This window comes from Ruegeria sp. G2, assembly GCF_056533505.1.
This window is the reverse complement of the sequence record NZ_JBQFON010000009.1, coordinates 96,300-110,336: the sequence shown is the minus strand read 5'-3', so window position 1 is coordinate 110,336 and position 14,037 is coordinate 96,300. Positions and strand designations below refer to the sequence as shown.

The 14,037-nt window shown below is 56.0% G+C and carries 15 protein-coding genes; 12 read left to right on the top strand and 3 right to left on the bottom strand.

All coding sequences use genetic code 11. The annotated features are described in order from the left end of the window. The first annotated feature begins 6 nt into the window (after window positions 1-6). The 3 genes from fabB to ACR0DU_RS16425 are packed head-to-tail and all read left to right on the top strand — an operon-like array spanning window position 7 to window position 2,281. Window positions 7-1,236 carry a beta-ketoacyl-ACP synthase I gene (gene fabB / locus ACR0DU_RS16435; RefSeq protein ID WP_480876016.1) on the top strand — a complete coding sequence of 410 codons (1,230 nt, stop codon included), beginning with the start codon at window positions 7-9 and terminating at the stop codon, window positions 1,234-1,236. A gap of 5 nt (window positions 1,237-1,241) precedes the next feature. Next, a complete protein-coding gene (locus tag ACR0DU_RS16430; RefSeq protein ID WP_170477581.1) occupies window positions 1,242-2,033 on the top strand; it encodes an enoyl-ACP reductase FabI in 792 nt (263 codons plus the stop codon). Between the two features lie 59 nt (window positions 2,034-2,092). Beyond that, on the top strand, window positions 2,093-2,281 hold the full coding sequence (locus ACR0DU_RS16425) for a hypothetical protein (RefSeq protein WP_170477585.1): 189 nt from the start codon (window positions 2,093-2,095) through the stop codon (window positions 2,279-2,281). Window positions 2,282-2,292: 11 nt separating this feature from the next. Here ACR0DU_RS16425 and ACR0DU_RS16420 read toward each other — a convergent pair whose 3' ends face one another. Beyond that, complete coding sequence (locus ACR0DU_RS16420; protein ID WP_480876014.1) at window positions 2,293-2,721, bottom strand: FKBP-type peptidyl-prolyl cis-trans isomerase; 429 nt, start codon at window positions 2,719-2,721, stop codon at window positions 2,293-2,295. A 124-nt stretch (window positions 2,722-2,845) separates the two neighbouring features. On the opposite strand from ACR0DU_RS16420, the gene ACR0DU_RS16415 reads away from it, so the two are divergent. The 8 genes from ACR0DU_RS16415 (at window position 2,846) to ACR0DU_RS16380 (ending at window position 9,898) form a co-directional block, all read left to right on the top strand. Next, window positions 2,846-3,532, top strand: a complete 687-nt coding sequence (locus ACR0DU_RS16415) for a haloacid dehalogenase type II (RefSeq protein WP_480609266.1) — start codon at window positions 2,846-2,848, stop codon at window positions 3,530-3,532. Further along, window positions 3,532-4,359, top strand: coding sequence for an alpha/beta fold hydrolase (locus tag ACR0DU_RS16410; RefSeq protein ID WP_480876012.1), 828 nt, complete (start codon window positions 3,532-3,534; stop codon window positions 4,357-4,359). The genes ACR0DU_RS16415 and ACR0DU_RS16410 overlap by 1 nt, the downstream gene beginning before the upstream one ends. Next, window positions 4,356-5,330, top strand: a complete 975-nt coding sequence (locus tag ACR0DU_RS16405) for a threonine ammonia-lyase (protein WP_480456825.1) — start codon at window positions 4,356-4,358, stop codon at window positions 5,328-5,330. The genes ACR0DU_RS16410 and ACR0DU_RS16405 overlap by 4 nt, the downstream gene beginning before the upstream one ends. Window positions 5,331-5,405: 75 nt before the next feature. Then, window positions 5,406-6,194, top strand: a complete 789-nt coding sequence (gene pcaD, locus ACR0DU_RS16400) for a 3-oxoadipate enol-lactonase (protein WP_480456827.1) — start codon at window positions 5,406-5,408, stop codon at window positions 6,192-6,194. 11 nt (window positions 6,195-6,205) lie between these two features. Next, entirely contained in the window at window positions 6,206-6,919 is a 714-nt protein-coding gene (locus ACR0DU_RS16395) for an alpha/beta fold hydrolase (protein ID WP_480876011.1), read from the top strand. A gap of 230 nt (window positions 6,920-7,149) precedes the next feature. Beyond that, window positions 7,150-8,244: a Zn-dependent alcohol dehydrogenase gene (locus ACR0DU_RS16390; protein ID WP_480876010.1), complete on the top strand. Its 1,095-nt coding sequence runs from the start codon at window positions 7,150-7,152 to the stop codon at window positions 8,242-8,244. Window positions 8,245-8,264: 20 nt separating this feature from the next. Next, window positions 8,265-9,497, top strand: a complete 1,233-nt coding sequence (locus tag ACR0DU_RS16385) for a mandelate racemase/muconate lactonizing enzyme family protein (protein ID WP_480456833.1) — start codon at window positions 8,265-8,267, stop codon at window positions 9,495-9,497. A 113-nt stretch (window positions 9,498-9,610) separates the two neighbouring features. Next, entirely contained in the window at window positions 9,611-9,898 is a 288-nt protein-coding gene (locus ACR0DU_RS16380) for an ArsR/SmtB family transcription factor (RefSeq protein WP_170477613.1), read from the top strand. A gap of 5 nt (window positions 9,899-9,903) precedes the next feature. On the opposite strand, the gene ACR0DU_RS16375 is transcribed toward ACR0DU_RS16380, so the two are convergent. After that, the gene (locus ACR0DU_RS16375; protein WP_480876007.1) at window positions 9,904-12,945 is read right to left on the bottom strand and encodes an ABC transporter transmembrane domain-containing protein; all 3,042 of its coding nucleotides are present in this window, start codon (window positions 12,943-12,945) and stop codon (window positions 9,904-9,906) included. Window positions 12,946-13,114: 169 nt separating this feature from the next. On the opposite strand from ACR0DU_RS16375, the gene ACR0DU_RS16370 reads away from it, so the two are divergent. Further along, complete coding sequence (locus tag ACR0DU_RS16370; protein ID WP_480876005.1) at window positions 13,115-13,504, top strand: DUF3307 domain-containing protein; 390 nt, start codon at window positions 13,115-13,117, stop codon at window positions 13,502-13,504. A 3-nt stretch (window positions 13,505-13,507) separates the two neighbouring features. On the opposite strand, the gene ACR0DU_RS16365 is transcribed toward ACR0DU_RS16370, so the two are convergent. Continuing rightward, window positions 13,508-13,969, bottom strand: coding sequence for an Lrp/AsnC family transcriptional regulator (locus ACR0DU_RS16365; protein WP_010437964.1), 462 nt, complete (start codon window positions 13,967-13,969; stop codon window positions 13,508-13,510). Between the last annotated feature and the right edge of the window lie 68 nt (window positions 13,970-14,037).

Sequence of the window (14,037 nt, the reverse complement as noted above, 5' to 3'; positions counted from 1 at the left end):
ACGCACATGCGTCGAGTAGTCGTCACCGGTTTGGGGGTTGTGTCCTCGATCGGGAACAACGCTGAAGAGGTGCTTGCCTCGCTGAAAGCAGGCAAATCCGGCATTGAGGCCAACGAACAGATGGTCGAACATGGCTTTCGCAGCCAGATCGCCGGATCGCTGAAAATCGACGTGGCTGATCACGTCGACAAGCGCACGCTGCGGTTCATGGGACCGGGCGCAGCTTATGCCCATATCGCGATGAGCCAGGCCATCGCTGATGCCGGGCTGACCGAAGATCAGGTCGTCAATCCGCGCACCGGTCTGGTCGCGGGTTCGGGCGGGCCTTCGACCAGCGCGATGCTGACCGCACACCAAACCGTGCTGAAAACCGGCGCGACCAAACGGATCGGCCCGTTTGCAGTGCCTAAATGCATGTGCTCGACGATTTCAGCGAACCTTGCGACCGCGTTCAAGATCAAGGGCATCAACTATTCGATTACCTCTGCCTGCTCGACGTCGCTGCACTGCATCGGCAACGCGGCTGAACAGATCATGCTGGGCAAGCAGGACGTGATGTTCGCAGGTGGCGGCGAAGAACTGGACTGGACCCTGTCCTGCCTGTTCGACGCGATGGGTGCGATGTCGTCCAAATATAACGACACGCCCCACAAAGCCTCGCGCGCATTCGATCAGAACCGCGACGGGTTCGTAATTTCCGGTGGTGGCGGCATCGTAGTTCTTGAGGAGCTCGAACATGCGCTGGCCCGTGGCGCCAAGATTTATGCCGAAGTCACGGGTTATGCCGCGACATCTGATGGGCACGACATGGTAGCACCCTCTGGCGAAGGCGGCGAACGCGCGATGCGTCTGGCGCTGTCGACCGTGCCCGAAGGCCGCAAGGTCGACTATATCAACGCCCACGGCACCTCGACCCCGGTTGGCGATGTAGGCGAAGTCGAAGCCGTACGCCGTATCTTTGGCGAAGGCAGCGTACCTCCGATTTCATCAACCAAATCGATGACCGGCCACGCGCAGGGCGCGGCTGGCGCGCTTGAGGCAATCTTCTGCCTGTTGATGCTGGAACATGATTTCATTACTCCGTCGATCAATGTCGACACACTTGCCGAAGGCATCCTGCCCGGTGAAATTGCAACTCAAGTAGTTGAAAACGCAGGCCTGGACAGCGTGATGACCAACAGCTTCGGCTTTGGCGGCACCAACGGATCCATGGTTCTGTCGAAGTATAACGGGTGAACAAGATGTCGGATATTCTCAAGGGTAAACGCGGCCTGATCATGGGCGTGGCAAATGACCGCTCGATTGCATGGGGCATCGCCAAAGCCATGCACGAGGCGGGCGCTGAACTGGCTTTCACCTATCAGGGCGAGGCGTTCGGCAAGCGGCTTGAACCTCTGGCCCAGAGCCTTGGCAGCGACTTCATGGTCGATGCGGATGTCACCGATGACGCATCACTAGACCGCGCATTTGGCGAGTTGGGAAAGCGCTGGCAGACCATCGATTTTGTCGTCCACGCTATCGCCTATTCGGACAAGAACGAACTGACGGGCCGTTTCCTGAACACCACACGCGCAAACTTCAAGCATTCAATGGATGTGTCGGCCTATTCGTTTATCGAGGTCGCGCGCCGCGCCTATCCCCTGATGAAGGACAATGGCGGCACGCTTCTGACCCTGACCTATCAGGGCTCGAACAAGGTGGTGCCGAATTACAACGTCATGGGCGTAGCCAAAGCGGCGCTGGAATCTGCGACCCGTTATCTGGCAAACGATCTGGGCCCCGACGGCATCCGCGTCAACGCCATCTCACCCGGCCCTATGAAGACGCTGGCCGGTGCCGCCATCGGCGGAGCGCGCAAGACCTACAAGTTCTGCGACCAGAACGCCCCCATGCGTTCAAATGCAACGCTTGAAGCTGTTGGCGGCACTGCCGTTTATCTGGCTTCAGATGCGGGAAGCTACACCTCGGGTGAGATCATCCGCGTCGATGGCGGGTATCATATTCTGGGTATGCCTCAGCCCGAGGCCATGTGACCATATCTTTCCCTGCGGGTGCCAAGATTTGACCATCTTTGCCCCGCAGGGATTACGATATGAGCAAACTTGAACAAATCCTTGCGAGTAACGCACGCTCGCCAGCGTTGAAACGCAAGTCAGGAAGCGGACGTGCACGTCTGTTCCTGCTAATACTCACATCGCTGCTGATTGCCTTTGTGTTTCTGACCCAACCGCCCGTACGCGATGCGGTTGAGCCTATGTTGTCACATATCCCCGGCCTTTGATCTGAACGGGATCAGTTGATCGAAACTATTTCAATATCAAAGACCAGATCCTGCCCCGCCAATGGATGATTTGCATCCAGGGTCACCGTCGCCTCATCTACTTCGACAACAGTCACTGGCAGTGCCTGACCGTCCGGCGTTTGCATCTGCAACTGCGTACCAGGCTCTAGAGGTATGTCGTCCGGAATACCTTCGCGCGGGATCTGCTGTCGCATTCCCGGGTTGATTGGTCCATAGGCATCAGTGCAGGCAATCTCAACGCGCTTTTTCTCACCGACCTCCATGCCAGGCAGAGCCACATCAAGACCCTTGATGATCTGGCCTGAACCAACCGCAAACTCAAGCGGATCACGCCCCTCGGAACTGTCGAAGACTTTGCCGTCCAACAGAGTTCCGGTGTAGTGGATGCGAACCGTGTCGCCTTGTTTGATTGCGGTCATGGTGGCCTCCGGCCTGAAAAGAAATGAACGGCGCAGCCTAGAGGCTGACACGGCATTGTAAACCCTGCCCTCTTTAACCCCGGAACCGGTTGTGTTTACCTGCGCCCGATCAGGGGAGGATCGGATGGCTATCACCACTTGTGTGTTCGACGCGTATGGCACTCTGTTTGACGTGGCCGCTGCTGCCCGGCAGGCCGCAGCGGAACCGGGGTTCGAGGCGCTGGCGGATAAATGGCCTGAATTGGCCAATCACTGGCGTCTGAAGCAACTGCAATACACTTGGCTGCGTGCTGTCGCTGATGCGCACTGTGACTTTTGGGACGTCACGCAAGATGGGCTGGATTGGGCGTTGGAAGCGGTTAGCCTGCAAGGGGATAACACCCTTCGGCAGCGCCTGCTGGATTTGTATTGGGAGTTGCAGGCCTTTCCCGAAGTCCCCGAGATGCTGAAGGCGCTAAAAGAGGGCGGGATGCAGACGGCCATCCTGTCCAACGGTTCACCTCCTATGTTGGATGGTGCGGTTCAATCTGCTGGGATCGGAGATGTGCTTGATGACGTGTTGTCGGTTGAAAGCGTCGGGGTCTTCAAACCCCATGCCAGCGTCTATGACCTCGTGCAAAACCGGTTTGGCTGCGCGCGTAACGAAGTGCTATTCGTCAGTTCAAACGGCTGGGACGCCGCTGGGGCAAGCGGCTATGGATTTGTTACCGCTTGGGTGAATCGCGCAGGGGAACCGATGGACCGCCTGCCCTGGAAACCTGCCCATGTACTGTCTGACCTGACAACGATCCCGCAATTGGCGGAGCTTTGATGGCGTATTTCACCACTTCGGACGGCAGGCGCCTCTATTACGAAGATACAGGTACAGGTCAGCCACTGCTTTGCCTGGCGGGTTTGACCCGAAATTGCCGAGACTTTTCATTTCTTGCACCGCATGTGGCGGATCTTCGAATGATTTCGATGGATTATCGCGGGCGCGGAAAATCCGATTTTGATGCAGATTATACGAACTACAACATTCTGCGCGAGGGGCAGGATGCAGTTGAACTGCTGGATCACCTGGGCTTGGGCAAAGTGACACTATTGGGCACCTCGCGCGGCGGCCTGATCACCATGGTGCTGGCCATGAGCCTTCCTGACCGGCTGGCAGGCGTGATCCTGAATGACGTCGGACCGGTGATCGAACTCGGTGGTATTGCCAAGATCATGGACTATGTCGGCAACCGCCCAACCCCAAAAACCTACGACGATGCGGCTCACGCCCTTGGGGTCATGATGGAATCGCAATTCCCAGGTGTCTCTTTGGACATCTGGAGACAGCAGGTTGAGAACCAATACATCCAGACCGATACCGGACTGGAACTGCGCTATGACCCTGCCCTGAGAAACGCTCTGATCGAACAGGCGGCAAACACGCCCGCTCCTGACCTTTGGCCCATGTTCGACGCGTTGCACGATATCCCGACTGGCGTTATCCGGGGTGCGAATTCCGACCTGCTGAGCACTGCCACAGTACAAGAAATGCACGCGCGCCACCCCAAACTGATCTCAACCGAAGTACCGGACCGTGGTCACGTACCGTTCCTGAACGAACTGCAATCCCTCAACCTAATCCACCAAATATTGGATGCCACATGAGCAACATTGACATGATCGAAGCCGCAGCCAACAGGCTGAAAGGGCACGTGCGCGAGACCCCGCTTCTGTCATCACCTTTTCTGGATGAAATCGCGGGTCGCCGCGTATTGGTAAAACCCGAATGCCTGCAACACACCGGTAGTTTCAAGTTTCGCGGCGCGTGGTCCGCAATCTCTGCGTTGGATGACGCGGCGCGCAACCGCGGTGTGATCGCCTATTCCTCGGGCAATCACGCGCAAGGCGTTGCATATGCAGCAGCTCAACACGGGATATCTTCAGTCATCGTCATGCCGTCGGATGCGCCGAAGCTGAAGATTGAAAACACCCGCGCGCTGGGGGGTGAAGTTGTCCTCTACGACCGTGCAACCGAAAGCCGCGAAGACATCGGTGAAGCGTTGGCTACTGAGCGCGGTTTGACGCTGATCCGACCCTATGATGAGCCGCAAGTGATTGCAGGGCAAGGTACGACGGGATTGGAATTAGCGCGTCAAGCGCACGAGCTTGACGTGACCGAAGGCGATGTCCTCGTGTGTTGCGGCGGAGGTGGGTTGACCTCTGGCATTGCACTGGCTCTGGAACATCATGCGCCCGGCCTACGCGCGCGCCCATGTGAGCCCGAGTGTTTTGACGATGTGAAACGCTCTTTGCAAATTGGCGCAATCCAAAGCAACAATGCCTCATCCGGTAACATCTGCGACGCAATCCTGACACCGCAACCGGGGCGAATTACCTTTCCGATTCTTCAACGGCTTTGCGGCCCAGGACTTGCAGTATCTGAACAGGAGGCACTGCACGCCGTGGCCCTCGCCTTTTTGCGCCTCAAGATAGTGTTGGAACCAGGTGGAGCGGTGTCTTTGGCGTCAGCGCTGTTTCGGAAAGATCAGATTGAAGGGGATACCGTGATCGTCGTGGCCTCGGGCGGGAATGTAGATCCGCAGATATTTGAACAAGCGTTGGAATTCCTTACCTGACAATCGGAAGCGATCAGTGCAAAATCTGATCGAGTTTGTTTTATTAGGCACCCTGAACAGACGGGGACCGATTACATGCGTATCGCTGACCTGAAAGACGTAAGTCTACACTATCGAATTGACGGAGATGTCGATGGAGCCCCCATTGTATTCGCCAATTCACTGGGTACCGACATGCGCCTTTGGGACCCGATAATACATTTTCTGCCTAAGGGGTTACGGATCATCAGATTCGATAAACGCGGACACGGATTATCGTCCCAACCAGCCGCCCCCTACTCGATGGGGAGCTTGGTACGAGATGCTGAACAACTACTGGATCATATTGAGGTAAAAGACTGCGTGTTTGTCGGCCTGTCCATCGGCGGTATGATTGCGCAGGGATTGGCGGTAAAACGCATGGACCAAATCCGCGCACTGGTGCTGTCGAATACCGCTGCCAAGATTGGGACGCCTAAGATCTGGCAAGATCGTATGGCAGCCGTTCGCGCCGGCGGCATCGAAGCCCTTGCTGACGCCACAATGGAGCGTTGGTTCTCGAAACACTTCCAGTCCGGCCCTGAGATGCCCTTGTGGCGAAACATGATGGTTCGGCAACCAGTTGAGGGCTATCTGGGGTGTTGTGCCGCAATTTCGGGCACAGATTTCTACACGCCCACCAGCGGCCTGCGGCTGCCCACATTGGGAATTGCCGGCAGCGAGGACGGTTCGACTCCGCCCGATCTAGTACGTGAAACGGTTGATCTGATACCTGGCTCGCGCTTTGCACTGATTCGACGGGCGGGTCATCTGCCATGTGTCGAGCGCCCGCAGGAATATGCCGAATTGCTTGGCAATTTCCTGATCGAGATCGGCCATATCTGAGGGAGAAAGAGTTGGCGGACTTCTTACTAGTCCACGGGTCATGCCACGGTGCCTGGTGCTGGCGTGACCTGATTCCGGAATTGACTACATTCGGGCATTCTGCCCGCGCTATCGATATGCCAAGCCATGGTTCGGACCCAACTCCAATTCAGGATGTGACCCTCGAGTCGTGCCGGGATGCAATTTTGAAAGCCTCAACACCACAATCGATCATCGTGGCACACTCCTGGGGCGGTTATCCCGTCAGCGCCGCTGCCGAGGCTGATCCGGACGCCATGCGGGGTGTAATTTATCTCAGCGCATATGTCCCGCAATCCGGGCTTTCCATGATTGAAATGCGTAAACGCGCGCCTCGCCAGCTGATAGGTGATGCCGTCGAAAAATCTTCTGATGGTCTATCGTATACGGTTGTGCCGGATCGGGTTCATGATCTGTTTTATCATGACTGCCCGCATGAGGTTGTGGCCTACGCGTTTGGTCGCTTATGCCCCCAAGCTATCGCGCCGCAAGCGGCACCATTAGATACAGGCAAAAACTTCGCCAGCGTCCCAAAAGGATACATCCGGACGACTGATGACCGTACAGTGCCGACCGAGTATCAAGCCGAAATGGCTGGATGCGCAGACGCCGGTATGCGCCTGACCATCGACAGTTCTCATTCACCGTTCTTCTCGCACCCTGAGCATCTGGCCGGATTGATGCACCAGATCTCGGAACGAATGTGACCGGGGCCCGATGACAAGCGATCGCAATCACCGCGAAGGCGGGGTCCAAAACTGGCGCAGCTATTCGTTCGGCTCTTGTGGAATGCGAGGCGGAAAGATTGATAGCAGCCTGCTGCATTTATGAACGCGCGCGCCGCATTGGCATAACAACGACATATACGTGACGGAAACCACCTTGCAGGTTAGGCCAGGACGCGCCACCGTGAGCTCAAACGGGAACGGGGAAAAACATGCAATCCATCAAAGCAGCCGTGTGCCGGGCGTTCGGCGAACCGCTGATCATCGAAGACATTCTGATCGCGCCACCTGGAATGGGTGAGGTAGAAGTTACGCTTGAGGCCGTGGCAATCTGCCATTCGGATATCTCATTCGCCAGCGGGGCATGGGGCGGTCACCTACCTGCCGTCTACGGGCATGAGGCCGCTGGGATAATCTCGGCAGTCGGAGACGGTGCGGGCGATTTTAGGGTTGGTGATCCGGTGGTCGTGACACTGATCCGTGCGTGCGGGTCATGCCCCTCGTGCGCTGGGGGAAAACCCACCATTTGCGAAACGCCCTATGACACGATCAAAGGACCGCTACGAACCGCAGACGGGGGCGCATTGGAACAAGCGATGGCATGCGGTGCATTCGCCGAGAAGGTCGTGGTCAGCCATCGTCAGATCGTCAGAATTCCCGAGACTTTACCAAAGGATCTCGCCAGCCTGCTCTCGTGCGGCGTGATCACCGGGGTCGGTGCAGCCGTAAACGCCGCTGAATTGCGCCCCGGGCAGGATGTTGTAGTGATTGGTGCCGGTGGGGTTGGTCTAAATGCGATTCAAGGCGCACGTATCGCCGGCGCGCGCCGTATCGTTGCCGTCGACATGACCGAAGAAAAGCTTGAGATCGCTAAAGAGTTCGGAGCGACGCATGGCGTTCTGGGCAGCCTCAAGGAACCTTGGAAAGCCGCGTATAAAGCGCTTGGCGGGCGTGGAGCAGACGCGGTTCTGATCACCGTTGGCGCTATCCCAGCCTATGACCAGGCCCCGCGCTATCTGGGCCGCGGTGGCAAAGCGATCATGATCGGGATGCCGCATTCTGGTGACATGTCCAGCTATGAACCCGTCGTTTTGGCAGCGCTTGGGCAAGGCATGGTTGGGTCAAAAATGGGGGACGTTGTGATCCAGCGCGATATTCCGTGGATGATTGATCTCTATGAACAGGGGCGGCTGAAACTGAACGAGTTGATCTCGGGTCGCTGGTCCCTTTCACAGATCAACGAAGCCATCGAGGATACCAAGACCGGTGCTGCCAAGCGCAATGTGATCATGTTCGACCACGACTGAATCCCTGAAAGGAGCGCCTGATGAAACTGCAGGATCTCGATGTCATCGTTACCGCCCCTCCGGCCCCAGGCTGGGGTGGGCGTTATTGGATTCTGGTCAAAGTCTCGACCGATACGGGTGTGGTGGGATGGGGAGAATGCTATGCATCCTCGGTCGGACCGGATGCTATGACCCATGTCATCCGCGATGTGTTCGAGCGGCACATGCAAGGGGAGAATCCCGAGAATATCGAATTGATGTTCCGCCGTGCCTACTCCAGCGGATTTACCCAGCGCCCGGATCTAACTGTCATGGGCGCGTTTTCGGGCTTAGAGATCGCGTGCTGGGACATTCTTGGCAAAGATCGGGACCGACCGGTCTATGCACTTCTGGGCGGCAGGATGAACGACCGTATCCGGGCCTATACCTATCTCTACCCGCTTCCTCAGCACGATCTGGCTGACTTCTGGACCTCGCCGGAACAGGCCGGTGAAAGTGCGGCAGAAATGGTTCGACGCGGCTACACAGCTATCAAATTCGATCCGGCGGGGCCCTATACGATCCGCGGCGGGCATATGCCTGCTATGTCGGATATCTCAATGTCAGTTGCATTCTGTAAGGCCATCCGCGAGGCCGTCGGAGACAAGGCCGACTTGCTATTCGGCACCCACGGTCAGTTCAACACCGCCGGAGCAATTCGCCTGGGGCAAGCGCTGGAACCCTATTCTCCGTTGTGGTTTGAGGAGCCCACTCCTCCGGACATGATCGAAGATATGGCTCGCGTGGCGCGCAATGTCCGCATACCTGTCGCGACGGGTGAGCGGATGACGACCAAGGCCGAATTCGGCGCGGTATTGCGCGCAGGCGCCGCCGAAATACTGCAACCCGCACTTGGCCGTGCAGGCGGCATCTGGGAGATGAAGAAGGTCGCCGCCATGGCCGAGGTTTTTAACGCGCAGATGGCGCCGCATCTATATGCGGGCCCGATTGAATGGGCTGCCAACATTCATCTGGCGGCATCGATTCCAAACCTGTTGCTTCTGGAAAGTATCGAAACGCCGTTTCACGACCAACTGATCAAAGGAAGCATCCGCGTCAACGAGGGCTTTGTCACTCCTCCCACCAAGCCCGGGCTTGGTATTGACGTTGACGAGGACCTTGCACGCGCACACCCCTACATAGGTGATGGTCTGCACTTAGAGATGCAGGAAGCGCCCTGCGACTATGTAAATGGAAATGCATTTCAGGGCGGCGCTCCTGTGGTCGAGGGGTGACAATCGGACGGCAAGTAAGGCATATTGATCCGACCCAGAAGTAGATCTTAGGTTGTTGCGTGAGACCTCAGGATAACGACACTCAAATTTTGTCGGGGGAAACCCCCGCAGATATGAAAGAAAGTGCGGCACGGGCAGCGGTATTCCTCAAGGCCCTGGCACATGAAGGTCGCCTGATGATCCTGTGCCACCTGGGAGACGGCGAGCGTTCTGTAGGAGAGTTGGAGGATTTGCTGGAGCTTCGGCAGGCAGCGGTCAGCCAGATGCTTGCACGCTTACGCGACGAAGGACTGGTGAAAACCCGACGCGATGGCAAAACGATCTATTACGCACTGAATGATGGCAAAGCTGCGCAGATGATCGAACTTCTCTATAGCCTGTTTTGTGAGCCAGATGCCTAGGCCGATCAGTTCGAGACATATCCTGCAATCACCTGCAGCAGCTTGAAGGCTGTGGCAGCATCATTTTCGACCACGGCCAGGAATTCTTCTTCACCAATTCGCAGACAGGACAGGTCCGTTTCTGCCACCATGCTCAAGGCCCGTGGCTCTTTACGGATCAATCCGAGCTCACCAACCAAAGCACCCGCGCCAACGGTTATGATAAGTTGGTCGTCCTCGCCCGAACGCGGCAGATAAAGACCCGCTTCGCCCTCGAGGACGACATAGGCCCCATCGGTTGGCTGGTCGTCCTTTAGGAACACCACCTGGCCAGCCTTGGCCTCGAACCAACGCGCACCAAAGGCCAGCAGGCGGAGCTGACGGCGGTCAAGACCCGAGAACAACGGTGTTTGTTCCAGCGCTCGCAATTTGCGACTCAGGTCGGCAGATGCAGCGCTGTCACCCTCGACGTCGGTTGGGCCTTCGCCAGTCACGACCCGACCCTGACGAATTTCGACATGCATGTCGAAAACATCTGGATTTTCGAACGTATCATTCAGGTAGATTACCGTAGTTTCGGGCAAAAGTTCACGCAGATTTTTGTAAACCGCGACCTGCGTTTCCATGTCATAGCTGGCCAACGCAGTTTCCAGGATCAAAATGTCCGGCTTTTTGATCGTTGCGCGCGTAAAGGCCAAGGGTTCAGCAAACACCGCCGGCAAGTTCTGACCACCAAGTGAAACCGGCACATCATAGATCAGTTCAACCACCAACGGACGCGCGCCATTTTCAGCCAACGCATCGACGATCAGCTTGCGTGCCTCATCGGTTCGCGCACCACCAATCTGGCTGACCTTACCGAATAACACATTTTCCATGACAGTCAGGCCGGGTGCAAAGGCGTTCTCATTCAAAGGCACAAAAACATCGTGCAGAGGTTCCAGCAATTTTTCCGAGTGGCTGTGGCGAAGCTCGAGGATGCGATTTTTCAGCTCGTCCGAAAACGCAGGACCGATCTGTTCCGCCGAGATCACAAACGGCACCGACAACAAGGTGGCCAATTGCTCGTCGTCCAAGCCCTGTGCGCCTTCTTTGCGGGTTTGCTCAACCAATTCGACCGCAGCCTCGTAGGTTTGAGCCTCAAGCCCGAGTTTGCGGAACAATGGGTGGTCGGTTCCATCCAGTCCGAAGATCTGGCGCAGCATTTCAATCACGTCACGGGTCAGACTGACCAGAGTTTCATCCAGCCCCAGTTCACGCAACTGACCCAGAAACACGGTTTGGCGCGCCAGAAGTTGTTGATTGACTGGCACGCAGGGCGTCGCGAACAAGAGGTTTTCAGCAACCGGTAATGCGGGGTTATAAGTGGACCGGTCAAAAACCAAAGCTTGCTCGGCCAGACCAGCCTCGCGCACTGCCTGTTGTACCAATGGCCGCAGCTCAATCAGTTTGGCCGCCAACTCCGGATGTTCATTGGGATCAAAGGCCTGTTCTGCTCCGCGCTGAAACAGAGCGGCACCTGAACCCATGCCGTCTATCAACTGCAGCCACCATTCACGCAACTGATCGGTATCGTCAAAACCGGCCAATCCCGGATCAAACCATTTGGTATCTATTGGATCCGCGCTGTTACCCGCGCGCAGCGTTTCCGCGAAATTCGGATCATCAGATGAAGTGGACAATGGGCGGGGGCGCATCGGCATAATCACGTTCTCGCCCAACGTACCCTGAAACATCACCGGCCGAGAGGTAGCCAGACCGATCCGCGCTGCCACAACGCTCTGATGCAGGCTTGCCAAATTGATGCCGCCGATTTCGATCCGTCCAGAGGTCGGTGCAATCTCTCGGATCAGCAATTCGGTCAGTGCATCACGATCTTCTTCGCTGGTTGCCGAGATACCAATGGTCTTACCCGCCGGAAAAGTCAGGTTCAGATCGTCAAGCACCTGATTGCCATCAATATCGCGAACCGAGACCCGGTCCAGCACGATATCACCATTCAAATGGGGGCGTTCAGAAGGCTCGCCTTCGAACAGCGCCTCGTCAATCATGCCTTCCGGTGCGAATCGCTCGATCACAACATCCCATCGCAGCGACATGTCCTGCGTTTGGTTGTAGTAAGTCAGCAGTTCCTTCCAGGGAGAGCTCAGGTCCTTGTACGCGGCCAGCGCGGCCACCAATGCGCCCAGAGAAACCGACCCCTGCAATACCAGCAGGCCTCCGACGAGATAAAACATGAATGGCGTCAGCTGCGAGATGAAGTTGTTGATGAACTTCATAAAGAACTTTTTCTGATAGATCTCAAAGCGGATGGCGAACAACCGCCCCAGCTGATCCGAGATCATCGCACGACGATACCGCCAGCCCCCATTGGCACGCAAAGTCGATGCACCGGCGGCATTCTCACCGATCTGGGCGGCCAGTACGCGGACCTCCTGAATGCGCTTCTTGTTCAGCAAATTGATTTGGCGCTGCAGTTTGGGGATCAACCAGGCCTGTAATGGAATCAAGGCGACGGCAGCCAGACCGAACCAGACGCTTTGCAGAAACAGAAAGGACAGAATCGTGATCATCTGACCCGCCTGCAGCACAGGCTGACTGATCGCATCCCCCATCAAGCCTCCCATGGGCTCGCTTTCAGCGGTGACCATCGACACCATTTCGCCCTGACTCACACGCTCAAAATAGGGCTGCGGAAATCTAAGCGCGCGATTGATCAACTGATACCGAAATCGACGCAGCATCCGTTCGCTCAAAACACCCTTCATGGTGTTGATGCGCATTTTCATCAGACCATGCGCCAGCACCGCAGCCAAAAAGGCAAAGCAGAGAATCGTCAGGAATGCGGTTTGTGTCAGGCTATATCCCCAAACGTCGACAATCTGACTGGTCGCGCCGATTGCATCATTGATGATGCGTTTGGGGAGCTCCAAGGTGAGATAGAGTAATGGAAATAGCGTCGCGGTCACGGCCAGTAGAATCAGCTGATCGCGTTTCGAGTATTTCCAGATGAACCGAAAGATCGTTCGCTCGATTGAACCCGCCCCTACTAATGACCCACCGCTCAAATCACTGATTTTGGTGTGAATACAACGGCACGAATTTACCGCAATCGTATCCTCAGACGCAAATAAAAATCCGATTTGCGCTTATTTCGCGTTGTGTGAACAAGTTCATTTGCGCGGCAGGCCATTACCCCCTAATCTTCTGATTCAGGACGATATCGGGAGGATTCATTTGCCTGCCAACTTTGGCGCTGTGTTTCTGTTGCTCTGCCTGCTTCAGATCAAGCACATGTTCGCCGATTATTATTTACAGACGCCCAAAATGCTTTCCGGGCGTGGCACGTATTTCCACATGGGACGCGCGCAACATGCAGCTGTGCATGTTGTGGGATCGGTTATTATCTTTACGCTCTTTCGTGCGCCGATAGAATTTATTCTGATCATTGCTGCATTGGAATGGATCGTGCATTTCCACATAGATTTCGCAAAAGCCAATTACTCAGATCGCAAACAGCTACAACCCAATCAGGCAGCTTTCTGGCGCGCTGCTGGTCTGGATCAATTGCTTCATAACCTGACCTATATCGGGATGGCCTGGGCTTGGGTGGTCTTCGCAGCCTGAAGCTTAAGGCACGATCGGTTGATTTCTTTTGATTGTACGCAACACCACATTGGTCTGCGCACTGGCAACGGCTGGCAGTCGAAACAGGAAGTCCTCCAGAAACGTATTGTAAGCCGCCAGATCTCGGCAAAGGACACGCAAGTGGTAGTCCGCCTGCCCCGTAGTTGCATAGCATTCCTGGATTTCGGGGCTTAGTTCCACCGCTCGGATGAAGTCGACGATTTTGTCCGGATCGTGTCGCGTCAGATGCACATGTACGATTGCTTCGAACGTCAATCCCATCGCCGGTGGATTCACCAAGGCACCATAGCGTTCGATTATCCCTGCGTCTTCAAGAGCGCGCACTCTGCGCCAAAGCGCCGAGGCCGACATCCCCACTGTGTCGGCTAAATCTGCATTCGAAATTCGACTGTCATTCTGCAGCAGCGTCAGAATTCGGCGGTCTCGGTCATCTAGAGTAATCATATTGGATGTTCTAATCTGTATTTTGATCCATTGTGAGTTTTTTTTCCAAAATATCGTATCTCGGCACA

Bases quoted from the DNA above. Each gene is read 5' to 3' on its own strand.
- ACR0DU_RS16415 (WP_480609266.1), top strand. From the start codon at position 2,846: ATGGCTATCACCACTTGTGTGTTCGACGCGTATGGCACTCTGTTTGAC.
- ACR0DU_RS16380 (WP_170477613.1), top strand. From the start codon at position 9,611: ATGAAAGAAAGTGCGGCACGGGCAGCGGTATTCCTCAAGGCCCTGGCA.
- pcaD (WP_480456827.1), top strand. From the start codon at position 5,406: ATGCGTATCGCTGACCTGAAAGACGTAAGTCTACACTATCGAATTGAC.
- ACR0DU_RS16390 (WP_480876010.1), top strand. From the start codon at position 7,150: ATGCAATCCATCAAAGCAGCCGTGTGCCGGGCGTTCGGCGAACCGCTG.
- ACR0DU_RS16385 (WP_480456833.1), top strand. From the start codon at position 8,265: ATGAAACTGCAGGATCTCGATGTCATCGTTACCGCCCCTCCGGCCCCA.
- ACR0DU_RS16425 (WP_170477585.1), top strand. From the start codon at position 2,093: ATGAGCAAACTTGAACAAATCCTTGCGAGTAACGCACGCTCGCCAGCG.
- ACR0DU_RS16430 (WP_170477581.1), top strand. From the start codon at position 1,242: ATGTCGGATATTCTCAAGGGTAAACGCGGCCTGATCATGGGCGTGGCA.
- ACR0DU_RS16405 (WP_480456825.1), top strand. From the start codon at position 4,356: ATGAGCAACATTGACATGATCGAAGCCGCAGCCAACAGGCTGAAAGGG.
- ACR0DU_RS16410 (WP_480876012.1), top strand. From the start codon at position 3,532: ATGGCGTATTTCACCACTTCGGACGGCAGGCGCCTCTATTACGAAGAT.
- ACR0DU_RS16365 (WP_010437964.1), bottom strand. From the start codon at position 13,969: ATGATTACTCTAGATGACCGAGACCGCCGAATTCTGACGCTGCTGCAG.
- ACR0DU_RS16420 (WP_480876014.1), bottom strand. From the start codon at position 2,721: ATGACCGCAATCAAACAAGGCGACACGGTTCGCATCCACTACACCGGA.
- fabB (WP_480876016.1), top strand. From the start codon at position 7: ATGCGTCGAGTAGTCGTCACCGGTTTGGGGGTTGTGTCCTCGATCGGG.